Annotated in this window: 21 protein-coding genes; 11 read left to right on the top strand and 10 right to left on the bottom strand. The window is 72.5% G+C overall.

Translation table 11 applies throughout. From position 1 onward, the window contains the following. Position 1: 1 nt before the first annotated feature. From VGL30_RS09935 to VGL30_RS09955, 5 genes are all read right to left on the bottom strand, one after another. Entirely contained in the window at positions 2 to 406 is a 405-nt protein-coding gene (locus VGL30_RS09935) for a Zn-ribbon domain-containing OB-fold protein (RefSeq protein WP_331539422.1), read from the bottom strand. A gap of 80 nt (positions 407 to 486) precedes the next feature. Next, positions 487 to 1,686: a hypothetical protein gene (locus tag VGL30_RS09940; protein WP_331539424.1), complete on the bottom strand. Its 1,200-nt coding sequence runs from the start codon at positions 1,684 to 1,686 to the stop codon at positions 487 to 489. A 63-nt stretch (positions 1,687 to 1,749) separates the two neighbouring features. Then, entirely contained in the window at positions 1,750 to 4,062 is a 2,313-nt protein-coding gene (locus VGL30_RS09945) for a putative bifunctional diguanylate cyclase/phosphodiesterase (RefSeq protein WP_331539426.1), read from the bottom strand. Further along, complete coding sequence (locus VGL30_RS09950; RefSeq protein ID WP_331539428.1) at positions 4,062 to 4,688, bottom strand: methylamine utilization protein; 627 nt, start codon at positions 4,686 to 4,688, stop codon at positions 4,062 to 4,064. Before VGL30_RS09950 ends, VGL30_RS09945 begins: the two co-directional genes overlap by 1 nt. Positions 4,689 to 4,753: 65 nt before the next feature. After that, positions 4,754 to 6,121 carry a sensor histidine kinase gene (locus VGL30_RS09955; protein ID WP_331539430.1) on the bottom strand — a complete coding sequence of 456 codons (1,368 nt, stop codon included), beginning with the start codon at positions 6,119 to 6,121 and terminating at the stop codon, positions 4,754 to 4,756. A 140-nt stretch (positions 6,122 to 6,261) separates the two neighbouring features. Here VGL30_RS09955 and mobA point away from each other — a divergent pair, with 140 nt between their 5' ends. The 6 genes from mobA (at position 6,262) to VGL30_RS09985 (ending at position 11,387) form a co-directional block, all read left to right on the top strand. Continuing rightward, positions 6,262 to 6,858, top strand: a complete 597-nt coding sequence (mobA, locus tag VGL30_RS09960) for a molybdenum cofactor guanylyltransferase (RefSeq protein ID WP_331539432.1) — start codon at positions 6,262 to 6,264, stop codon at positions 6,856 to 6,858. A gap of 78 nt (positions 6,859 to 6,936) precedes the next feature. After that, positions 6,937 to 8,463 carry a UbiD family decarboxylase gene (locus VGL30_RS09965; protein ID WP_331539434.1) on the top strand — a complete coding sequence of 509 codons (1,527 nt, stop codon included), beginning with the start codon at positions 6,937 to 6,939 and terminating at the stop codon, positions 8,461 to 8,463. Between the two features lie 71 nt (positions 8,464 to 8,534). Then, positions 8,535 to 8,936: an MAPEG family protein gene (locus VGL30_RS09970; RefSeq protein WP_331539436.1), complete on the top strand. Its 402-nt coding sequence runs from the start codon at positions 8,535 to 8,537 to the stop codon at positions 8,934 to 8,936. A gap of 62 nt (positions 8,937 to 8,998) precedes the next feature. Beyond that, complete coding sequence (locus VGL30_RS09975) at positions 8,999 to 10,330, top strand: TldD/PmbA family protein (RefSeq protein ID WP_331539438.1); 1,332 nt, start codon at positions 8,999 to 9,001, stop codon at positions 10,328 to 10,330. Continuing rightward, complete coding sequence (locus VGL30_RS09980) at positions 10,327 to 11,142, top strand: 3'(2'),5'-bisphosphate nucleotidase CysQ (RefSeq protein WP_331539440.1); 816 nt, start codon at positions 10,327 to 10,329, stop codon at positions 11,140 to 11,142. The genes VGL30_RS09975 and VGL30_RS09980 overlap by 4 nt, the downstream gene beginning before the upstream one ends. Positions 11,143 to 11,150: 8 nt before the next feature. Beyond that, entirely contained in the window at positions 11,151 to 11,387 is a 237-nt protein-coding gene (locus VGL30_RS09985; protein WP_331539442.1) for a DUF4170 domain-containing protein, read from the top strand. Between the two features lie 9 nt (positions 11,388 to 11,396). Here the strand turns inward: VGL30_RS09985 and VGL30_RS09990 are convergent, their stop codons facing one another. Both VGL30_RS09990 and VGL30_RS09995 read right to left on the bottom strand, forming a co-directional pair. Beyond that, the gene (locus VGL30_RS09990) at positions 11,397 to 11,603 is read right to left on the bottom strand and encodes a hypothetical protein (RefSeq protein ID WP_331539444.1); all 207 of its coding nucleotides are present in this window, start codon (positions 11,601 to 11,603) and stop codon (positions 11,397 to 11,399) included. 64 nt (positions 11,604 to 11,667) lie between these two features. Further along, positions 11,668 to 12,333, bottom strand: a complete 666-nt coding sequence (locus VGL30_RS09995; RefSeq protein WP_331539446.1) for a fused DSP-PTPase phosphatase/NAD kinase-like protein — start codon at positions 12,331 to 12,333, stop codon at positions 11,668 to 11,670. Positions 12,334 to 12,439: 106 nt separating this feature from the next. Between VGL30_RS09995 and VGL30_RS10000 the strand changes: the two genes are divergently transcribed. Genes VGL30_RS10000 through lpxK form a run of 5 tightly spaced genes read left to right on the top strand, consistent with a single transcriptional unit; the run spans position 12,440 to position 18,193 of the window. Further along, entirely contained in the window at positions 12,440 to 14,215 is a 1,776-nt protein-coding gene (locus VGL30_RS10000) for an ABC transporter ATP-binding protein (RefSeq protein ID WP_331539448.1), read from the top strand. Then, positions 14,212 to 14,919, top strand: coding sequence for a lysophospholipid acyltransferase family protein (locus VGL30_RS10005; RefSeq protein ID WP_331539450.1), 708 nt, complete (start codon positions 14,212 to 14,214; stop codon positions 14,917 to 14,919). The genes VGL30_RS10000 and VGL30_RS10005 overlap by 4 nt, the downstream gene beginning before the upstream one ends. A gap of 30 nt (positions 14,920 to 14,949) precedes the next feature. Then, positions 14,950 to 15,915, top strand: coding sequence for a cation diffusion facilitator family transporter (locus VGL30_RS10010; RefSeq protein ID WP_331539452.1), 966 nt, complete (start codon positions 14,950 to 14,952; stop codon positions 15,913 to 15,915). After that, positions 15,912 to 17,189 (top strand): 3-deoxy-D-manno-octulosonic acid transferase, encoded by a 1,278-nt coding sequence (locus tag VGL30_RS10015; protein ID WP_331539454.1) that lies wholly within the window; start codon positions 15,912 to 15,914, stop codon positions 17,187 to 17,189. Before VGL30_RS10010 ends, VGL30_RS10015 begins: the two co-directional genes overlap by 4 nt. Beyond that, entirely contained in the window at positions 17,186 to 18,193 is a 1,008-nt protein-coding gene (gene lpxK, locus VGL30_RS10020; RefSeq protein ID WP_331539456.1) for a tetraacyldisaccharide 4'-kinase, read from the top strand. The genes VGL30_RS10015 and lpxK overlap by 4 nt, the downstream gene beginning before the upstream one ends. 3 nt (positions 18,194 to 18,196) lie before the next feature. Here the strand turns inward: lpxK and VGL30_RS10025 are convergent, their stop codons facing one another. The 3 genes from VGL30_RS10025 to VGL30_RS10035 all read right to left on the bottom strand — a co-directional run. Further along, positions 18,197 to 19,282: a phosphotransferase gene (locus VGL30_RS10025; RefSeq protein ID WP_331539458.1), complete on the bottom strand. Its 1,086-nt coding sequence runs from the start codon at positions 19,280 to 19,282 to the stop codon at positions 18,197 to 18,199. A gap of 77 nt (positions 19,283 to 19,359) precedes the next feature. Further along, positions 19,360 to 20,631 carry a phosphoribosylamine--glycine ligase gene (purD, locus tag VGL30_RS10030; RefSeq protein WP_331539460.1) on the bottom strand — a complete coding sequence of 424 codons (1,272 nt, stop codon included), beginning with the start codon at positions 20,629 to 20,631 and terminating at the stop codon, positions 19,360 to 19,362. A 98-nt stretch (positions 20,632 to 20,729) separates the two neighbouring features. After that, the coding region (locus VGL30_RS10035) for a zinc-binding dehydrogenase (protein ID WP_331539462.1) at positions 20,730 to 21,104 on the bottom strand (375 nt) is incomplete at its 5' end.

The following is a 21,104-nucleotide window of genomic DNA, read 5'->3' on the forward strand; positions in this document are numbered from 1 at the left end:
CTCAGCTCCCCGCCGGCTGGAAAAGCGGGAGCGAGATGTCGTCGCTCTCCTTCTGGAAGGTGACCTTCAGCGGCATGTCGAGCTGCAGCGCCTCCGGCGTCTGCGGGCAGCCTATGATGTTGGTCATCATCCGCGGCCCCTCCGTCAGTTCGACAACGGCGATGGCGTACGGCTCCTTTCCCATGTCCGGACGCGGACGCTGGTTGATGACGAAGGAGTAGAGTGTGGCCTCGCCGCTGGCGGCGTAGACTTCGACGTTGCGGCTGGCGCAGTGCGGGCAGAACGGCCGCGGCGGAAAGTAGGACTTGGCGCAGTCGGCGCAGCGCTGGAGCCGAAGCTCGCCGGCCTTGCAGCCTTCCCAGAAGTGACGGGTTTCCGGCGTCGGTTCCGGCAGCACTCTCGGCATAGGTACATCCTTGCGATCCCGCCACGTCACGACTGCGGCGCGGATTGCTTATCGACGCCCGGCCGCCGTTCCGCAAGCCGTCAGAACGACAGCCGCAGCGCTGTCTGCAGGACGTTTTGGCTCTGCTTGGGCGCAGTTCCCGCCAGCGCGCGGGACGGGCGTTTCGAGGAGACATGCTGGGCCTCGAACACCAGGTCGGCGTGGGACGCCAGGTGATGGCGCCAGGCGCCGGTGAGCGCCCAGCCCTCCTCGTCGTTGTTGTCGAGCACCTTGAAGGTGCGGTCGTTGGTCTCGAACCAGTCGATGCGGCCGCTCAGCGCGTGCGCGCCGTAGCCGCGCGAGGCCAGCAGGTAGGCCGCGCGGTAGCCCACATCGACCCAGATCCCGCCGGGCATGCGGTAGCCCATCAGGGTCTCGCCGTTCATCGCCTGGGCCAGGACCTTGGTGCGCTCGTCCACGTCCCAGCGCATGCCGATGTTGAGGAACCGGGTCTCCCAGGCCCACTGCAGGTTCTCCACGGCGATGCGGTTGCCGACGTTGTCGTAGTAGAGGGCGTTGAAGCTAACCGGCGCAGGCGGGCGCCATTCCAGGCGGCCGTAGTAGCCGACGCGGTTGTCCAGCTCGAGGCGGGGGTAGGTCTCCTCGGCCTGCTTGGTCGCCATGAAGGCCGAGAGCGGCGGCAGGTCGTAGTCGGTGCGCCATCCCGCCTTGATCCCATGCAGCGCCCAGCCGCGGAAGCTGAGCAGCGTGCCGGAGGTGTCGTTCCAGCCGAACACCGCCGCGGTGGCCGAGACTTCGTGCCGGCCGAAGGCGTGGGTGATCGTGCCCTCGGCGCCGACGACCTTGACCTCCTCGCCGATCCAGCTGTTCAGCGCCGAGGCCGAGAGCATGTCGGGCGTGGTCCAGGCCGTCCCGTCGTGCTCCATCGAGACCGGCGGATAGAAATAGCCGACCCGCCCGGAGATCCGGCCCGCGGGGCTCGGCGGCGCCTGCAGCTTCAGATAGGCTTCGGAAACGTCGAAGGCGGGATGGACCTGCGGCTGCAGCTCGAGGGCCAGCACGCCGCTGACCGCGAAGCTGAACCGCGGCTTCCACTCCAGCGCCGCCTCGGCCAGCCTGGGCTTGACCTTGACCCCGCCGCCGTCGCCAGAGACCGCGGTCTTGCCGAAGCCGCCGTAGAGCCAGCTCTTCTCGCCGTCCGCCGCGCTGACGCGGACGTCGGCGATCCCGTGCAGGGTCTCAGGACCGAAGATCTGGGCCTGGGCGCAGGTTCCCGTCACCGACAGGGTAGCGGCGGCGACCAGTCCAGCGGCGCATTCTCGAAGTCCCACGGCCCGTCCCCGTCAGCCGTATCGGCGAACCTTGGCCTTATCTTCGTGCAGAAACTTCAAAAGTTCGTTTAGCGGCTGGGGCTTGGCGATCAGGTAGCCCTGCACATTGTCGCACCCCATCCCCGCCAGGATGGCGTAGGCGGCGTTGGTCTCCACCCCTTCGGCGGTCACCTTCAGGCCCAGGCTGTGGGCCAGGTCGATGGTGGAGCGGACGATCAGGGCGTCACGCTGGCTTTCGGTGACGCCCTCGATCAGCGCCTTGTCGATCTTCAGTTCGTGGCCGCGGATCTGCTTCAGGTAGGCCAGCGACGACAGGCCCGTGCCGAAATCGTCGATGGAGATCGATATCCCCGCCTCGGCGAAGCGGTCGATCATCTCCAGCGCCAGATCCGGGTTTTCGATGACCGCCGTCTCGGTGATCTCGAAGCAGATCCGCCCGCGCGTGCGGTTCACCTCGGCGATGGCGAAGTCGGCGAAGTCGCGGTCGCCCAGCAGGCGGCCGGAGATATTCACCGACACCTCCACGTCATGTCCCCGGCCCAGCAGCACCGCCTGGTCGGCGATGGCCCGGCGCAGCACCCAGTCGGTCAGGTTGCGGATGTGGCCGGTCTCCTCGGCCATGGGGACGAACAGGTCCGGCCGCAGCATGCCCCGCTGCGGGTGGCGCCAGCGCACCAGGCCCTCGACGGCGGTGACCCGCGCGCCGCGCACGTCGTACTTGGGCTGATGGAACAGCTCGATCTGGCCGACCTCGATGGCGTTCAGCATGCCGCTCATCAGTGAGAGGTTGGCCGAGGGGTCGCCATAGGCCGCCGCGTCGAACGCGGCGATCTTGCGCCGGCCGGCGCGCGCCTGGTCCAGGGCGATGTTGGCCTGCTCGATGGCCTGGGCGGCACCCCCCGCCCCCGGCGACAGGGGCGCCAGGCCCACGCTGAGCGCCACGTCGATGGTGTCGCCGCCGACGTTCAGCGGCTGCTCCAGCTCGGCCAGAACGCGGGCTGCGGCCGCCTCGGCCTCCGCCGCCGTCTCCGCCCTCAGGGTGCAGCCCAGCACGTCCGTGGACAGCCTCGCCACCCGCGCGCCGCCCTCGAGGCCCGCCAGCCGGTTGCCGGTCATGCGGATCACCTGGGCCGCCAGCGAATAGCCGATGGCGCCGCGCACATAGGCGAAGCGGTCGACGCCCACCGCCGCCACGAAGATCCCGCCGCGGACGCCTTGCGCGTCGGCGGCGTGCTCCAGCGCCAGCCGGTTCGGCAGGCCGGTCTCGGCGTCATGCAGGGCCTGGTGAGTGATCCGCCGCTCGCGGTCGCCGATCTCGGTGGCCATGGTGTTGAAGCTTTCGGCGAGGCGGCCGATCTCGTCGTCGGTGGTGACGGCGACGTGCGCCTCCTTGCCTCGTTGCAGGCGGTGGGCGGCCGCCTCGAGTGCGGCGATCGGCCGGGTCAGCCGCCGGGCGAGCACCCAGCTTCCCACCACCACCAGGGCCAGGCCCGCTGCGCCGGCCGCCACGATCACCGCCAGCAGCGCCCGGTAGGGCGCCAAGGCCTGGGCCAGCGGATAGCGCAGCAGCAGCACCGCCTTGTCCCGTCCCGTCAGGGAGTCCAGCGGCTTGACCAGCGCCACGGCCGCGCCCCGCACGCCCGCCAAGCCCTGCGCCTCGGCGCTGCGCCGGGCGAGCGCGTCGTCGATGAACCGGCTCACGACCCGTTGCTCGCGGGGATCGCCGCCCTCCCAGCCCGCCGGGCCCCTGCGCAGCACCGCGGCCTTGAGCGGGATCGCCGCCAGCCGCTCCAGGGACGACATTTCCTGCGTGTCCAGCCTGGAGCCGAACACCACCCAGCCGATCAGGTCCGGCGACAGGATCGGCGCCGCCACCACCTGGTAGGGGGAGCCGCCGAGGGTGATCACCCCCGCGGGATCATCCGCCTCGTTCAGCGCCGCCGCGAGGTCGGCGGCGTGCGCGCGGATGGGGCCGGCGTCCAGCGCGCTCACCCGGCCGTCGACGCCGATGATGAACGCCAGGTCGATGCCGAAGCGGCTGCGCAGGTTCTCCATCGCCGAGACGATGGTGGCCTCGTCGCGCGACGCCACCGCCTCGCGGAACCCGAAGTCGCGCGAGAGCAGGCCGGCGCCTTCGCGCAGCTGGTCCGAGCGCAGCGACCACACCCGGTCGAACACCGCCCCCGAGGCGGTGAGCTCGCCGCGCACCTGGCGGCGGGCGTTGTCCGAGATCGCCGAATAGGCCGCCGCCGACACCAGCAGCAGGGTGACGCCGAACAGGGTGGCGTACAGCACCGTCAGCTTGACGTGCAGGCGCCGGAACATCAGTAGCCGCCGCGCCGCATGGGCGGGGTCCGCAGGTCGGCCGCGACATTCAGCCGCAAAGCCGCCGCCGTCAGGGTCACGTCGCGCGCCGCCTCGTTGCGCGGCGCCTTCAGGTACGGATGCCAGACGATGACCGCCGCCGCCCCCGCCGGCAGGTCGTGGATCACCGCCTCGCCGGCCGCGTCGGTCTTGGCCGCATAGGGCGTGTCCACCACCCGGATGAAGCCCACCATGCCGTCGTGGATGTTGCAGCCCACGGCCACCACGCCCGGCTTGTCGAAATGCACGTTGCGGGTCTCGTCGTGACCGTAAAGCTTCAGCTCGAAGGTCTTGGCCGACGAGAACGAATAGACATGGTGCAGCACCAGGTCGAGGTTGGGAAAGGACACGTCCGCCCCCACCGGGGCGATCAGCACGAAGGGCGCGAACTGCATCGACTTCTGGGCCATGCGATAGGGCCAGGGGAAGCGGATCGGCCCGCGCGGGACCCCCGCCTGCGGCCGGACCATCACCACGGCGTCGGCCACGGGCCTGCCCGCCGTGGTCCTGACGGACACGGCCAGGTCGCCCGCCCTGGCGGAACCCGGGCCGGCGAGCAGTAAAATCAGGGCTAAATACAAACGCATCGGGCCCGCAGGCTAAGCGTTCGTAGTGAACCGCGCGTAAAGCACGGCCGCGCCGGGGCGATTTCCTACAGCGGCGTCGGAAACTCCAGCCGGGCGACGAAACCGCCGGGCTCGTAGCGCCCTTCGACCCGGCCGCCCTGCTCGCGCAGCGCCCGGTGCATCAGGCGGGCGCCGAATCCCGACTGCCCGGGCGCCGCCACCGGCGGCCCGCCGGCCTCCTTCCACCGGATCACCGTCAACCCCGGGGCGGCGGCCTCGCGGGCAACGCTCACCCGGCCGCCGTCGTTGGAAAGCGCCCCGTATTTCAGGGCGTTGGTGGCCAGTTCGTGCACCAGCAGGGTCAGGCCGAGCGTGAGTTCGTTGGTGAGCTTGACCGTCGCCAGGTCGGGCGCCAGGTCGAAACGCTCCTGGTCGAACGGCTGCAGCACGGCCGCCAGCAGGGTCGGCAGATGCAGGGAGCGGCCCTGCGCCTCCGTCACCAGATCCTGCGAGCGGGCCATCGCCTCCAGCCGCGACAGGATCGCCGCCTCGTAATCCGCCACGGAGGCGGCCCGCCGTGCGGCCTGCCGCACCATGGCCATCATGTAGCTCAGGCCGTTCTTGCCCCGGTGCGCCAGCTCGGCCATCACCAGCGCCCGCCGCTCCTCGGCCGAGCGCCGCTCCGTCACGTCGAGCGTGGTGCCCACCACCACGCGCGGGCCGCGGTCGTCCCACAGCACGCGCCCGTGGGACAGCACCCAGCGGGTCTGGCCCGACGGGATCGTCACGCGATACTCGCTGGCGAAGTCGCCGCCGCCCGGCGTCCCGACGGCCTTTCTGTAGTTGGCGCCGACCATCTCCCGGTCGTCCGGGTGGATTGATTTCTTATAGGAGTCCGCCGTGATCTCCGCGTCCGCCGGCAGGCCGAAGATCGCCTTGCTGCGCTCGGTCCAGACCAGGGCGTCGGTGCGCATGTCGAGCTCCCAGAACCCGAGGCCGGTAGCCTCCGCCGCCATCTCCAGCCGGCGGTGTTCCTCCTCCAGCTCCGTTTCCGCGCGCTGCCGGTCGGTGACGTCGATCTGCAGGCCGTCCCAGACCAGGTCACCGTTCTCCAGGCGGTGCGGCGCCGCCGTGATCCGGCTCCAACGCACCTCGCCGTCCGGCCGCGCCAGGGCGACCTGCATTTCCACGGACTCCAGACCGGCGGCGGCCGCCGCGGCGATGGTCCTCAGCCGCGCCCGGTGCTCGGGAAGCAGCAGACCGTAGAAGGCGTCGGTGTCCGCCAGCACCGCCGCGGCCGGCACGCCGTTCATTTCCAGACAGCGCGGCGAGACATAGGTGAACCGGGCCGGCGCCCCGTCGGCGGGGACCAGCACCTGGAACGCCATGCCGAGCGCGATCTGGTCGGCGATGGCGTGAAACGGCGGGTCGATCGGGACGTGCGGGTCAATCATCGGGTCCACGGGCCTTCTGCGGGCCTTCAGACGCTGGCTCACAATTTCCGGTACGGGGAATCCGTCAACAACACAGAGTGTAGAGTTCCCCACAATCCGGACATATCGCCGCGGGCGAATGGCGCGAAGGAAGCTTGACGATGGCTTTGGGTTTGGTTCTCGCCGGCGGCCGTTCGCGGCGATTCGGCCGCGAAAAGGCCGCGGCCGAGCTCGGCGGCCTCACCTTGCTGGAGCGCGCCCACCGCCGGCTGGCGGCCGTCTGCAGCCAGGTCGCCGTCAGCGCGCCGGCGGGCGCGGCGGCGGAGCGCCTCGCCGGAAGCCTCGGCGCACCGCTGCTGCCGGACCCCTACGGGGCTCCGCGCGGGCCGCTGTCAGGGGTGCTGGCCGGCCTCGACTGGGCGCTAGGCCAGCGTGAGGAACTGCTCATCACCCTGCCCTGCGACGCGCCGCTGCTGCCCGACGACCTGGAGGCGCGGCTGCTGTCGGAGATCGGCGCCGCGCCGGCCGCGGTCGCGCGGACCCCCGACGGCCTGCAGCCGCTCTGCGCGCTCTGGCGGACGGCCCTCGCCCGTCCTTTGCGCGCGGCTCTGGCCGACGGCCTGCACCCGCCGGTGCACCAGGTGCTGACCGACGCCAACGCCGCCCAGGTGGCCTTCACCGACCGCGAGGCCTTTCTCAACGTGAACACCCCGGCCGATCTCGCCGAGGCCGCGCGGCGCCTGGCGGCGCGGGGCTGAAGGCCCGCCCAGCTCGAAAGCGTGACAGGCGGGCCCGCCCGCCCTAGCTTCGCGCGCCGTCGATCCCCGGGAGTTCCCATGGCCTATCGCTCGCTCAGGGAGTTCCTGGCCCGGCTGGAAGCGGCGGGCGAGCTCGTGCGCGTCGCCGAGCCGGTCTCCACGGTGCTGGAAATCACCGAGATCCAGCGCCGGCTGCTGGCGGCCGGCGGCCCCGCGGTGTTGTTCGAGAAGCCGGTCCTCGCCGACGGGACCGTCTCGCCCATCCCGGCGCTCGCCAACCTGTTCGGCACGGTCAGGCGGGTGGCCATGGGCGTCACCCTGGGAGGCCGCGAGCGTTCGACGCCGGAGGACCTGCGCGAGGTGGGCGAGCTGCTGGCCTTTCTGCGTGCGCCGGAGCCGCCGCGCGGGCTGAAGGACGCCGTGGACATGCTGCCGCTGGCCAGGACCGTCATGTCCATGCGGCCGCAGACGGTGAAGCAGGCGCCGGTGCAGGACGTGGTGCTGACCGGCTCCGACATCGACCTCTCCAGGCTGCCGATCCAGACCTGCTGGCCGGGGGAGCCGGCGCCGCTGATCACCTGGCCGCTGGTGGTCACCAAGGGGCCGTCGACCTCGCGGGAGGACGATTTCAACCTCGGCGTCTACCGCATGCAGGTGCTGGGGCCGGACCGGACCGTCATGCGCTGGCTGGCCCACCGCGGCGGCGCGCAGCACCATCGCCGCTGGAAGGCCGAGGGCCGGCGCGAACCGCTGCCCGCCTGCGCGGTGATCGGCGCCGATCCGGGGACCATCCTGGCGGCGGTGACTCCCGTACCGGACACGCTGTCGGAATATCAGTTCGCCGGCCTGCTGCGCGGCGCGAAGATGGAGCTGGTCGCCGCCAGGACCGTCCCGCTGCTGGTGCCGGCCAACGCCGAGATCGTCATCGAGGGCCATGTGCTGCTGGACGAGTATGCCGACGAGGGCCCCTACGGCGACCACACCGGCTACTACAATTCCGTCGAGCGGTTCCCGGTGTTCCAGGTCAGCGCCATCACCATGCGCCGCGACCCCATCTACCTGACCACCTTCACCGGCCGGCCGCCGGACGAGCCCAGCATCCTGGGCGAGGCGCTCAACGAGGTGTTCATTCCGCTCCTGCGCCAGCAGTTCCCGGAGATCGTCGACTTCTGGCTGCCGCCGGAGGGCTGCAGCTACCGGATCGCCGTGGTCTCCATGAAGAAGGCCTACCCCGGCCACGCCAAGCGCGTGATGATGGGCGTCTGGAGCTACCTGCGGCAGTTCATGTACACCAAGTGGGTGATCGTGGTGGATGACGACATCGACGCCCGCGACTGGAAGGACGTCATGTGGGCCATCTCCACCCGCATGGACCCCGCCCGCGACATCACGGTGATCGAGAACACCCCCATCGACTACCTGGACTTCGCCTCGCCGGAATCCGGCCTGGGCTCGAAGATCGGCCTCGACGCCACCAACAAATGGCCGCCGGAAACCAAGCGGGAGTGGGGCGAGAAGCTGGGCATGGACCCGGCCACGGTCGCCGCCGTGACCGAGAAGTGGGCCAGGCTCGGCCTGCCGGGCGACGGCCGGCCGGTGGACTGAGGCCCGGCCCTTGCCCTCCGCGCCCAACCGCGCGCAACTGCGCGCCCCGATGACGGCCACGGAGCGCGCCGATGCCTGAGGCGACGTCCGCTCACGCCGCGGCCCTGTGGGTGGGGCTGCACCTCCTCCTGCTCCTTACCCTTTCGGTCCTGGTGGTGCGTCAGCGCCAGGCGCACAGAGTGGCGCTGGGCGACGGCGGGGTGCCGTCGCTCACGCACGCGGTGAGGGCGTTCGGCAACGCCACGGAATATGTGCCTGCCGGCCTGGCGGCGCTGACCTTGATGGCGGTGCTCGACGTCCAGCCGCTGGTCGTCCACATCTCCGGCCTCGCCCTGTTCCTGGGCCGCGTGGTGCACGCGGTCGGCCTGAGCCGCAGCGGTGCGGCCACCCTGCCCCGCGCCGCCGGCATGGTGCTGACCTGGGTCGCCTATGTGTTCATCGGCGTGGCCCTGCTGGTCTACGCCATCGCCTAGCTCCAGCCCGCTGGCCGGCGGCCCTGCTTGCTCCGCCGGTCGCGGTCGGCCATATCCGGCCCATGGATGACGTCCTGCTGAACGATCTGGTCGCCGCGGCCTTGAAGGCCGGGGCCGACGCCGCCGAAGCCGTAGGCGCCGAGCGCCGGGCCCTTTCCATCACCGTCCGCCTGGGCGAACTCGAGGAAGTCGAGCGCGAGGAGTCCCGCGACCTGGGCCTGCGGGTCTTCGTCGGCCGCCGGCAGGCTTCGGTCTCCGGCTCCGACGTCTCGCCCGACGCCCGCGCAAAGCTCGTCGAGCGGGTGGTGGCCATGGCCCGCCTCGCGCCGGAGGACCCCTACGCCGGCCTCGCCGATCCGCAGATGCTGGCCAGGGGCCCGCTGCCGGACCTCGACCTCTACGATCCCACCGAGCCTACGCCCGAGCACCTCGAGGCCGACGCCCGCACCGCCGAGGACGCCGCGCGCGCCACGCCCGGGGTGGTCAATTCCGACGGGGCCTCGGCCTCCTGGTCCAGCACCCAGTGGCGGCTGGTGACCAGCGGCGGCTTTTCCGGCCTGCACCGCGCCTCGGGGTTTTCGATCAGCGCCTCGGCCATCGCCGGCGACGGCCAGGTGATGGAAAGCGGCAGCGACTGGCGCTCCGTGCGCTGGCGATCCGACCTGCCCGCCGCCGAGGCGATCGGCGCCGAGGCCGGCCGCCGCGCCGCCAACCGCCTGGGCGCGCGCAAGATCGCCTCCACCACCGCGCCGGTGATCTTCGAGAACCGCCTGGCCGCCTCGCTGCTCGGTCCGCTGATCGGCGCCATTTCCGGCCCCTCGATCGCCCGCGGCACCTCCTTCCTGAAGGACAAGCTGGACAAACCGGTGTTCGCCCCCGGCGTCACCGTCAGCGACGACCCGCACCGCAAGCGCGGTCTGGGCTCGGCGCCCTTCGACGACGAGGGCGTCGCCAACCGCCCGCGCAACCTGATCGACAAGGGCGTGCTCACCACCTGGCTCCTGAACTCCGCCGCGGGCCGCCAGCTCGGCCTGCCCTCCACCGGCCACGCCTCACGCGGGCTGGCGGGGCCGCCCGGCGTGTCGCCGGCCAATCTGACGATGCAGCCGGGGACGGCGGACCGCGCGGCCCTGATGCGCGATGCGGGCGCGGGCCTGCTGATCACCTCGATGTTCGGCCCCTCGCTGAACGGCAACACCGGCGACTGGTCGGTCGGCTGCTCCGGCTTCTGGTTCGAGGGCGGCGAGCCGGCCTATCCGGTCAACGAGATCACCGTGGCGGGCAACCTGATCGACATCTACGCCCGCCTGGTCCCCGGCGCCGACCTGGAGTTCCGCGGCGGGGCCAACGCGCCGTCGCTGCTGGTCGACGCCCTGGCGATCGCAGGTCTATGACGGCGGGCGGGCGCGACGACCTTTCCCTGATCGTCGACGCCGCGCGGGCGGCCGGCGCCCTCGCCCTGACCCTGCGCAACGCCGGCCTCGAGACCCGCTACAAGGCGGGCGACTCGCCGGTCACCAACGCCGACCTCGCCTGCGACGCCCTGCTCACCGAGCGCCTGCGCGCCGCCCGGCCCGATTACGGCTGGCTCTCTGAAGAAACCGCCGACGACCGCGACCGGCTCTCGCGGCGGCGGGTGTTCATGGTCGATCCCATCGACGGCACCCGCGACTTCCTCCGCGGCCGCCTGGGCTGGGTGGTCTCCATCGCCGTGGTGGAGGACGGCCGGCCGATCGCCGGCGCGATCTTCGCGCCCCAGGCGGACCAGACCTTCACCGCCGTCGCCGGCGGCGGCGCCACCCTGGACGGCCGGCCGATCCGCTGCAGCACGGTCTCCGCGCTGGAAGGCGCCGGCATGGTCGGCGACAAGGGCTTTTTCAGCCATCCGGGCTGGCCGAGGCCCTGGCCGCCCTTACGCGTGGAATCCCGCAACGCCACCGCCTACCGCATGTGCCTGGTGGCCTCCGGCGAGTTCGACGGCGCCATCGCCCTGGTTCCCAAGCACGACTGGGACCTGGCGGCCGGCGACCTGATCGCCCGGGAGGCGGGCGCGGCCTGCGGCGACCACCACGGGCGGCCTTTCCGCTTCAACGGCCCAATTCCGCAGCAGCCGAGCCTGGTTTGCGCCGCGGCCGGACTGGCCCCATTGATCCTGGAGCGCCTCGGGCATATCGCGCTCCCGGAACGAACAGCCCCGAACAAATAAGGCGCGCCATGTCCGACAGACAGCTCCTGCACCTGGTGATCGGCGGCGAACTCGCCGATCTGCAGCACAACCAGTTCCGCGACCCGTCGAAGGTGGAGTTCGTCGGCGCCTATCCGGACTACGACAGCGCCCTGAAGGCCTGGCGCGCCAAGGCCCAGGCCACGGTGGACAACGCCCTGATGCGCTACTTCATCATCCACGCCCACAAGCTGCTCGACCCCAGCGAGGACGGTCGCGGGCATTGAGGCCGCCGCTTACCGGCTGAACCGCTCCACGAGGAACACGCCCCGCCAGACCTCGACGCTCTCGCAGCTGGCGTGCTCGGCCAGCATCGCCATCGCTCGGTCGCGCAGCCTGGGGACGCCTTCGGCCGGCAGCAGGTCGACCACCGGGGCCACCCCGTCGGCCCGCACCGCCAGCAGGGTGTAGTAGTCCTCGGCGCTCTCCGTCTCGGTCGTCATCGGTGCACTCTAGCTGCGCCGCGCGGTGCAGTCTGTCCGCTGGGCGACAGTGCGCCGGCCGCCGCTATTCCCGGCGCAGGAACTGTTCGGTCAGCAGTTCGCCCCACCACCGGGCGCGGAAGTCGGCCTTGATGCCGGCCGGATCGTAGGCCGGGCTCTCCACCCATTCGAGGAAGCTCATCCCCGCGGGCTCGCCTTCAGCCAGGTAGCGCTCGAAGGTGTAGTCCAGCACGCCGGTCTTGCCGGCCCGGACGTGCAGGTAGCGCAGGTGGAGCTGGTCCACCGCCTCGCGGATCGTCCGGCCCTTGCGGAAGTGCATGTAGAACACGCTCATGATCCCCGCCCGGTCCGCCCCTGACTTGCAGTGCATCATGGCGGGGTAGGCGATGGTCTCGAACAGCCGCTTGGCGCCCAGCACCCGGGGGCGGCTGGGGACCTCGCGCGAGGTGATGGTGAAGTCCACCATCGCCAGCCCCAGCCGCTGGCAGGCGTCCTTCTCCAGGGCGTGGAAGCTGGCGTCGAACCCGCCGCGCAGGTTGACCACCGTCCTGATTCCCCGCCGCTTCCATTCCGCCAGCTGGTGCGGCCAGGGCTGGTTGGCGCGGACCAGCTCGTCGCTGATCCAGTGGGCGTTGGAAAAGCCCAGCCGCAGGTAGGCGTGGTCGTTCCACAGGTAGTCGAGGTAGGTCCGCACGCGCCCCGCCGGGGTGGTCAGGTCGAATTCGGCCAAGGGGCGCTCCGCAGTTCCGCAGTTCCTACCTAGGCGCTGAACGGCGCCGGCGCAAAGAGGCCGCGGCGCGCTTGACTTCGCGACCACATCGCGGGACCCCATGCGCATGAGCGAGAGCGCCCCCGTCGCGGAGCTGCCGGCCCGCGTCCTGATCGGCCGCATCTGGCGGATCTACCTGGCGCCGCGCGGGGCCGGCCTGGCCGGCGCCGCAGTCGCCGCCATCGTCGTCGCCGTCCTTTCGGTCAAACTGGCCCAGATCCTGGAGCCGGCGGTCAACGATCTGCTGGTCAACCACAAGCCCGGGACCCTGGTCTCGATCCCGCTGACCATCGCCGCCTACGCCCTGGGCCGCGGCGTGGCGCAGGTGGCCCAGGCGGCGCTGGTCAACCGCATCGGCAACGCCGTGGTCGGCGACGTGCAGGTGCAGCTGTTCGGCAAGCTGGTGCGCGCCGACCTGGCCCGCATCCGCGCCCAGCACACCGGCGCCTATGTCTCCTCCGTGCTCTACGACGCCGGCCTGATCCGCGAGGCCGCCACCCAGGGCGTGATCAACTACACCCAGCACCTGCTGATCGTGCTGGGGGCCATCACCCTGATGGTCTCCAACGACAAGGGCCTGGCGATCGGAGTGATCGTCGCCGCCCCCCTGGCCAGCGCCATCATGCGCCGCTTCGCCCGGCGCACCACCAAGGCCGCCAAGGGGGCGATGACCGAGACCTCGGCCCTCTCCACCGCGGTGATGGAGAGCCTGGACGGCGTCCGGGTGGTCAAGATCGAGAACCGCGAGGCCTATGAGGAGGCCCGCGTCGCCCAGGTGGTGGCGCGCCGCCAGCGCCACCTTGTGAAGGGCGCCAATGCGCGGGCCTTCGCCGCCCCGGCCACCGAGACCCTGATGACCCTGGTGGTGGCGGGCGTGCTGGCCTACGCCGGCTGGCGCTCGCAGAGCGGCGCGATCAACGTGGGCGGCTTCGTCTCCTTCATGACCGCGCTCGGCATGGCCTCCCAGTCGCTGCGCCAGCTCGCCAACCTGCAGACGGTGATGGCCGAGGGCCTGTCGGCGGCCCGCCGGCTGTTCGCGGCCCTGGACGTGGAGCCGGAGGTGCGCGAGGCCCCCGCCGCCCATCCGCTGGGCGCGGGCGAGGCGACCATCCGCTTCGAGGCCGTCAGCTTCGCCTACGGCGAAGGGCCGTCGGCCCTCGACGCCGTCACCCTCGAGGCGCGCCGCGGCGAGATCGTCGCCCTGGTGGGTCCGTCCGGCGGCGGCAAGACCACCATCCTCAACCTGATCCCCCGCTTCTACGACGCCACCGCAGGCCGGGTGGCCATCGACGGGGCCGACGTCCGCGCCGTCACCCTGGCCTCCCTCCGCGCCCATATCGCCCTCGTCACCCAGGAGCCGTTCCTGTTCGACGACACCGTCCGCGGCAACATCGCCTACGCCAGGCCCGGCGCCGGCCAGGCCGAGATCGAGGCCGCCGCCCGCGCCGCGGCCGCCCACGACTTCATCACGGCCCTGCCCGAGGGCTACGACACCCAGGTCGGCGAGGCCGGCGCCCGGCTTTCCGGCGGCCAGCGCCAACGCATCGCCATCGCCCGCGCCTTCCTGAAGGACGCCCCCATCCTGCTGCTGGACGAGGCCACCAGCGCGCTGGACACCGAGAGCGAGGCCCAAGTGCAGGCGGCGCTCTCGCGGCTGATGGCCGGGCGCACCACCATCCTCATCGCCCACCGCCAGTCCACCGTGCGCGGCGCCGACCGGATCTATGTCATCGACAGGGGCCGCATCGTCGAGACCGGCGACCATGCGGCGCTCATGCGCGCCCGCGGCCTCTATGCTCGGCTGGCGGGCGGCCAGGACCTGGAGGCGGAGTCCGCCGCGTGAAGCGCCTCCTGCGCGACCGTCGCGTCCAGACCGTGCTGGCCCGGGTCCTGGTGGCCTACCTGAAGCTCATCCGCCGTACGGTGCGCTGGCGCCATGAGAACCTGGCCGCCGTGCAACCGGCGCTGGCCGCCGAGCACGGGGCGCTCGCGCTCTTCTGGCACGGGCGCATCCCGCTCTGCCTGGTGATGGGCGATGTCTGGCGGGCGCGGCCCAGGCGGCGCTGCATGATCTCGCCCTCCGCCGACGGCGCCTTCCTGTCCGTCGCCCTGGAGGCCCTGGGCTATCCGGCGATCCGCGCCTCCACCGCCAAGAAAGGCGATTCCGCCAAGGCCCGGGCCCTGGTCGCCGCCTTCCGCGAGGCGGTGACCTGGGTGGACGACGGCGGCGTTCTGGTGATCACGCCGGACGGCCCGCGCGGCCCCAACGAGGTGATCGCCCCGGGCTCGGTGCAGATCGCCCGGCGCACCGGCGCGCCGGTCTATCTGATGGGCATGGCCGCCGCGCCGGCCATCCGCCTGAACGACTGGGACCGGATGCAGGTCGCCCTGCCCTTCGGCCGCGGAGCCATGGTCTGGGACGGCCCCTGCTACGTCCCCCCCGACGCGGACGAGGCCGCGGTCGAGGCGCTGGCCGCCGAGTGGTCGGCCCGGCTCGCCGCCGCCACCCGCCGGGCGGAGATGCTGGCCGAGGGCCGCGCGCATTGATCGCCGCCGCCCGCGGTGAGACATAGGGCCATGGCGCACGCCGACCACCTTCACGGGCCGCACGATCACGGCCATGACCACGTCCGTGGGGGCGCCCACGGGGGGCACGACCATGCGCCCAGGGACTTCGGCCGCGCCTTCGCCGCTGCGGTCGCCCTGAACACCGCCTTCGTGCTGGTCGAGGCGGGCGTGGGCCTGTGGTCCGGCTCGCTCGCCCTGCTGGCCGACGCCGGCCACAACCTCTCCGACGTGCTCTCGCTGCTGCTGGCCTGGGGCGCGGCGGCGTTGGCCAGGCGCGCGCCCACGGCCCAGCGCACCTATGGCCTGCGTAAGGCCACCATCCTGGCCTCGCTGACCAACGCCATCCTGCTGCTGGTCGCGGTGGGGGCCATCGTCTCGGAGTCAGTGCGCCGGGTGTTCGCCCCCGCCCCGGTGGCGACCCAGGCGGTGATGGCGACGGCGGCGCTGGGCGTCGTGCTGAACACCGCCACCGCCCTGCTCTTCCTGCGCGGCCGGGACGACATCAACGTCCGCGGCGCCTTCCAGCACATGGCCGCCGACGCCGCCGTCTCCCTCGCCGTGGTGGTCGGCGCGGCCCTGATGGCCGCCACGGGGCTGGCCTGGATCGACCCGGCGCTCAGCCTGGGCATCGCCGCCGTGATCGTCTTCGGGACCTGGGGCCTGCTGCGCGAGTCCGTCGACATGGCGCTGGACGCCGCCCCGAAGGGGGTCGACGTGGCCGCCGTCGGCGCCTGGCTCGCCGCCCTGCCCGGCGTCGTCGAGGTGCACGACCTGCACGTCTGGGCCATGAGCACCACCGAGGTGGCCCTCACCGCGCACCTGATCCGCCCCGCCGCTCCCGACGACGACGGCGACGGCTTCCTGCACGCGGCCTGCGAGGGCCTGCACGACCGTTTCGGCATCGGCCACGCCACCTTGCAGGTGGAGGCCGGCGCCGACGTCGTCTGCCGCCTGGCGCCGGCCGAGGTGGTGTGACGCAGGCCCCGGCGCCGCTCAGGCTCTACGCCGCCGCCACCGGCCTGCTGGAGCCGTTTGCCGGCGCCCTGCTCCGCGCCCGCGCCCGCCGCGGCAAGGAGGATCCGGCCCGCCTGGCCGAACGCCTCGGCCGCGCCTCCGCGCCCCGCCCCGACGCTCCGGTGGTCTGGCTGCACGGGGTAAGCGTCGGCGAGAGCCTCTCCCTCCTGCCGCTCGCCGAAGGGCTGATGCGGCTGAAGCCCGGCCTCGCCGTGGTGGTCACCTCGGGCACCGTCACCTCGGCCGCCCTGTTAAAGGACCGCCTGCCCCCCGGCGCGGTCCACCAGTATGCGCCGGTGGACGGCCCCGCCGCCGTCGCCCGCTTCCTGGACCATTGGCGGCCAGCCGCGGGAATCTTCGTCGAGAGCGAGCTCTGGCCCAACCTGATCGCCGCCGCCCGCGCCCGCGGCGTGCGCCTGGCGCTGGCCTCCGCCCGGATGACCGAAGCCAGCGCCCGGCGCTGGGTGCGCACGCCCGGGGCGGCCCGGACGCTGCTGGGCGCCTTCGACATCGTCCTGCCGCAGGACGCCGAGACCGAGGCCCGGCTCCGCGCCCTGGGCGCCCGCACCGGGCCGCACCTCAACCTGAAGCGCGTCGGCGAGCCCCTGCCCTGCGACGCCGCCGAGCTCGCCCGCCTGCGCGCCGTGCTCGCCGGCCGCCGGGTCGTGGCCGCCGTCAGCACGCACCCCGGCGAGGACGCCCTGATCGCCCGCGCCTTCCAGCAGGCGACCGCGAACGGCCCCGACGCCGTGCTGATCGCCGCCCCGCGCCACCCCGGACGCGGCGCAGCCGTCGCCGCCGAGCTGGCCGCCCTGGGCCTTCCAGCCGCCCGCCGCGGCGCGGGCGAGCCGCCGGGCCCCGCAGCCTGCGCCTACGTCGCCGACACCCTGGGGGAGATGGGGCTGATCCTGCGCCTGGCCGACGTCGCCGTCATGGGCGGGGCCTTCGCCGAGAGCGTCGGCGGCCACAACCCCCTGGAGCCGGCGCGCCTGGGGGTCCCCGTGGTCACCGGCCCGCACGCCTTCAACGCCCGCGAGATCTACGCCGAGATGTTCGCCGAGACGGCCGCCCTGGAGGCCGTGGACGAGCAGGCCCTGGCCCGCCACATTCAGGGCCTGCTGACCTATCCGCACATCGCCCGCCGGATCGGCGAGGCGGCGCTGGCCTACGCCGGCCGCCAGCGCGGGGCGCTCGACACGGCGCTCGCCCTGCTCGTGCCCCTGGCCGGCCCATGAAGCTCGCCACGCCCCGCTGGTGGTACGTGCGCGAACGCGCGTCGGCCCCGGTGACCCGCGCCCTGCTGCGACCCCTCTCCTGGATCTGGGCCTGGGCTGCGGCCCGCCGCATCGCCCGCGCCCGGCCGGCCGATCCGGGCGCCCCGGTGATCTGCATCGGCAACCTGACCATGGGCGGCGCCGGCAAGACGCCGGTCGCCCGCGAGATCCTGCGCCGGCTGCGGGCCCAGGGGGTCGACGCCCACGGCCTGTCCCGCGGCTACGGCGGCGAGCTTGCCGGCCCGGTCCGCGTCGATCCCGCCCGGCACGCCAGTCGCCAGGTGGGCGACGAGCCGCTGATGCTGGCCGCCGACGCGCCCATCTGGGTGGCCCGCGACCGCGCGGCGGGCGCACTGGCCGCGGTCCGGGCCGGGGCCAAGGCCGTGGTGATGGACGACGGCCACCAGAACCCGTCGCTGACCAAGACTCTCTCCCTGGTGGTCGTCGACGGCGAGACCCGCGACGGCGAATGGCCGTTCGGCGACGGCGCGGTCTTCCCCGCCGGCCCGATGCGCGAGCCGCTGGCCGCCGGCCTGGCCCGCGCCGACGCCGTGGCGCTGCTGCTGCCCGCCGACCTGCCCGAGGCCGACCCGCACCTGCTGGCGGCCCTGGCCGGCCGGCCGGTGCTCATCGCGCGCCTGACCCCCGCCGCCCCGCCCCCTGCCGGCCCGCAGCTCGGCTTCGCCGGCGTCGCCAAGCCCTGGAAGGTGGAGCGGGCGCTGAAGGCCGCCGGCTGCGACCTGGCCGACTTCGCGGGCTTCCCGGACCACTTCGCCTATGACGAACCGGTCCTGCGCCGGCTCGCCGACCGCGCCGCCCGGTGCTCCGCCGGGCTGGTCACCACGGAAAAGGACTGGGCCCGCCTGCCGCCCGAGTGGCGCGCGCGCGTGACCGCCTGGCCGGTGCGGGCGGCGTTCGACGACGAGGCGGCCCTGGACGCGCTGCTGCGGCGCGCGCTCGGCTAAGCCTCAGCCCTTCGCCCCGGCCCTCTGCGCGAAATCCCAGGCCGCAGCCGCGAGCCGCAGCACTCGCGGCAACATCTCGGCTGCTTGCGGACTGTTGGCCGTACCGTCGCGGGCGCGGCCGATCACGCCCTGCAGGATGGCCGCCAGCCGGAAGCCGTTGTAGGCGAGGAACCAGTGGAGGTCGGGCGCGCGCGTCCGCCCCGTCAGGCGCATGTACTCCGCCACGTACTCCTCGACGGTCGGCACGCCGTGCGCCTTGAGGTCCGCCACCCGCGTCAGCGCGCCCTCGTGCCAGTTCATCAACAGGTAGGTGAAGTCGGCCAGCGGCTCGCCCAGGGTGGCCAGCTCCCAGTCGAGCACCGCGATCACCCGCGGCTCGGTCGGGTGCAGCACCATGTTGTCGAGCCGATAGTCCCCATGGACGATCGAGGTCCGCTCCTGTTCCGGCACGGTGCCGGGCAACCAGGCGATGAGCTTCTCCATCTCCACGATCGGCTGCGTCTCCGAGGCGCGGTACTGCTTGCTCCAGCGGTCCACCTGCCGGGCCATGTAGTTGCCCGGCCGGCCGAAGTCGCCGAGGCCCAGGGCCTGGTAGTCGGCATTGTGCAGGGCGGCCAGGGTCTGCAGCTTGGCGAAGAAGATCTCCCGCCGCTCGCCCGGCGAATAGGTGGGCAGGCTCTGGTCCCAGAGGATGCGACCCTCCACCATGTCCATCACGTAGAACATGGTGCCGATGACGCCCTCGTCGAGGCACAGGCCGTAGGGCCGCGCCACCGGAAAGCCGGTCGGGTGCAGCGCGCTGATCACCCGGTATTCCCGGTCCACCGCGTGGGCGGAGGGCAGCAGCTTGCCCGGCGGCTTGCGGCGCATGACGTAGGTCTTGCCCGGCGTCACCAGCTGGTAGGTCGGGTTGGACTGGCCGCCCTTGAACTGGCGCACCTCCAGCGGGCCCGCGAAGCCGGCCACGTTGGCCCGCAGCCAGCGGTCCAGGACGGCCTCGTCGAAGCGGTGGCTCTCGGCCACCGGCTTGGTGCCGGTGTTCAGCCGCTCGCGCTGCGCGTCCGTGCCGTCCAGGACTTCGTCGGCCATGATCGCCCCTTCGTCGTACAGTTGTTTGAATCCACCTTACCGGCCGCCGCCCGACCGGCAAAGCCAGCGGCGCCGATTCAGCGGTCGAGCGCGCGCCAGCCGATGTCGCGCCGGTGGAAGCCGCCGGGCCAGTCGATCCGGTCGACCGCCGCATAGGCCCTGTCCCGCGCCGCCTGCAGGGTGGCGGCCCTGGCGCAGACGTTCAGCACCCGCCCGCCGGCGGCCCTCAGGCCGCCGTCGGCGTCCCGCGTCGCTCCGGCGTGGAACACCACCACCCCGGGGCCGAAATCCTGTTCCGCCCCCTGGATCAGCCCGCCGGCCTGCGGCGTGCCGGGATAACCCTCCGCCGCCAGCACCACGCAGATCGCCGCATCGTCGCGCCAGACGGGCGGCGCCATCCCGGCCAGCCGCCCGGTGGCGCAGGCCATCAGGTAGGGGACGAGGTCGCTCTCCAGGCGCAACATCAGGACCTGGCACTCCGGGTCGCCGAAACGGGCGTTGAACTCGATCAGCTTGGGGCCGTGGCGGGTGGCCATCAGCTCCACGAACAGCACCCCGCGATAGGGCGCCCCGTCCGCGGCGATGCCCTTGAACGCCGGCCGGACCAGCCGGTGGTCGATCTGGTCCACCAGGTCGAGGGTGAACACCGGGGCGGGCGAATAGGTCCCCATCCCGCCGGTGTTGGGGCCCTCGTCGCCGTCGAAGGCGCGCTTGTGGTCTTGGGCCCAGCCGAACAGCATGGAGGTCCTGCCGTCGCAGAGCGCGAACAGCGAGCCGATCTCGCCCTCCAGATATTCCTCGATCACCACCCGCGCCCCGGCCGCGCCGAAGTGGCCGCCGAAAGCGTCGTCGATGGCCGCCTCCGCCCCCGCCCGATCCGGCGCGATGACCACGCCCTTGCCGGCCGCCAGGCCGTCGGCCTTGACCACATAGGGCGGCTCGAAGTGGGCGAGCGCCGCCTTCGCCTCCACCGCGTCGTCGCAGATCCGGTAGCTCGACGTGGGCAGGTGGTGGCGGTCGCAGAAAGCCTTGGTGAAGGCCTTGGAGGATTCCAGCCGCCCGGCCGCCGCGCTGGGTCCGAAGCAGGGGATGTTCGCAGCCTCCAGGGCGTCGGCGAGACCGGCCTCGACGGCCACTTCCGGCCCGATGACCACCAGGTCGGCGGCGATCTCCTGGGCCAGCGTCACCAGGCGCGCGACCTCGGTGGCCTTGACGTCCCGCGTCTCGGCAAGGGCCGCCATGCCCGGGTTGCCCGGCGCGCAGACCAGCCGCGTCAACAGCGGCGACTGCTTGATCTTCCACGCCAGCGCATGCTCGCGCCCGCCGGAACCGACCAGGAGGATGTTCATGGGCGGCCTTTCGCCCACCCGTCGGAGCCGGTCAAGGCGTTAGCCCTCAGGCCCGCCGCACGAGGTTCGCCAGTGTCCCCGCGAGTGGGATACCGACGTCAGCTCGCGCAGCGGATCACGACCTTGCCAAGATGTGCGCCGCTTTCGAGATGGCTGAAGGCTTCGCGCGCCTCATCGAAGGCGAAGACCCGGTCGATGATCGGCTTCAGGCCGGTCGCGGCGACCGCGCGGTTGAGGTCCAGCAGGGCGGCGCGGTCCCCGACGGTGATGTTGCGGAAGCTCGCGCCGCTCGTCTTGAGCTGGAAGAAGTCGATGCCGGGGTTCTCGGTGCTGAGGAAGCCGATGGAGGCGATCTCGCCGCCCAGCGCCACGGCACGCAGCGACTGGGCGATGGAGCCCGGCCCTCCGACCTCGACGACCCGATCCACGCCCCGGCCGCCGGTGAGGGCGCGAACGGCCTTTCCCCACTGCGG

This window comes from Phenylobacterium sp. (assembly GCF_036502675.1).
Lineage (GTDB): Bacteria > Pseudomonadota > Alphaproteobacteria > Caulobacterales > Caulobacteraceae > Phenylobacterium.

Coding starts and splice junctions, on each gene's coding strand:
- VGL30_RS10025 (WP_331539458.1), bottom strand. CDS start 19,282: ATGGCCGACGAAGTCCTGGACGGCACGGACGCGCAGCGCGAGCGGCTG.
- VGL30_RS09975 (WP_331539438.1), top strand. CDS start 8,999: ATGGATGACGTCCTGCTGAACGATCTGGTCGCCGCGGCCTTGAAGGCC.
- VGL30_RS10010 (WP_331539452.1), top strand. CDS start 14,950: ATGGCGCACGCCGACCACCTTCACGGGCCGCACGATCACGGCCATGAC.
- VGL30_RS09955 (WP_331539430.1), bottom strand. CDS start 6,121: ATGATTGACCCGCACGTCCCGATCGACCCGCCGTTTCACGCCATCGCC.
- VGL30_RS09935 (WP_331539422.1), bottom strand. CDS start 406: ATGCCGAGAGTGCTGCCGGAACCGACGCCGGAAACCCGTCACTTCTGG.
- lpxK (WP_331539456.1), top strand. CDS start 17,186: ATGAAGCTCGCCACGCCCCGCTGGTGGTACGTGCGCGAACGCGCGTCG.
- VGL30_RS09980 (WP_331539440.1), top strand. CDS start 10,327: ATGACGGCGGGCGGGCGCGACGACCTTTCCCTGATCGTCGACGCCGCG.
- VGL30_RS09990 (WP_331539444.1), bottom strand. CDS start 11,603: ATGACGACCGAGACGGAGAGCGCCGAGGACTACTACACCCTGCTGGCG.
- VGL30_RS09945 (WP_331539426.1), bottom strand. CDS start 4,062: ATGTTCCGGCGCCTGCACGTCAAGCTGACGGTGCTGTACGCCACCCTG.
- VGL30_RS09965 (WP_331539434.1), top strand. CDS start 6,937: ATGGCCTATCGCTCGCTCAGGGAGTTCCTGGCCCGGCTGGAAGCGGCG.
- VGL30_RS09950 (WP_331539428.1), bottom strand. CDS start 4,688: ATGCGTTTGTATTTAGCCCTGATTTTACTGCTCGCCGGCCCGGGTTCC.
- VGL30_RS09985 (WP_331539442.1), top strand. CDS start 11,151: ATGTCCGACAGACAGCTCCTGCACCTGGTGATCGGCGGCGAACTCGCC.
- VGL30_RS10000 (WP_331539448.1), top strand. CDS start 12,440: ATGAGCGAGAGCGCCCCCGTCGCGGAGCTGCCGGCCCGCGTCCTGATC.
- VGL30_RS09970 (WP_331539436.1), top strand. CDS start 8,535: ATGCCTGAGGCGACGTCCGCTCACGCCGCGGCCCTGTGGGTGGGGCTG.
- mobA (WP_331539432.1), top strand. CDS start 6,262: ATGGCTTTGGGTTTGGTTCTCGCCGGCGGCCGTTCGCGGCGATTCGGC.
- purD (WP_331539460.1), bottom strand. CDS start 20,631: ATGAACATCCTCCTGGTCGGTTCCGGCGGGCGCGAGCATGCGCTGGCG.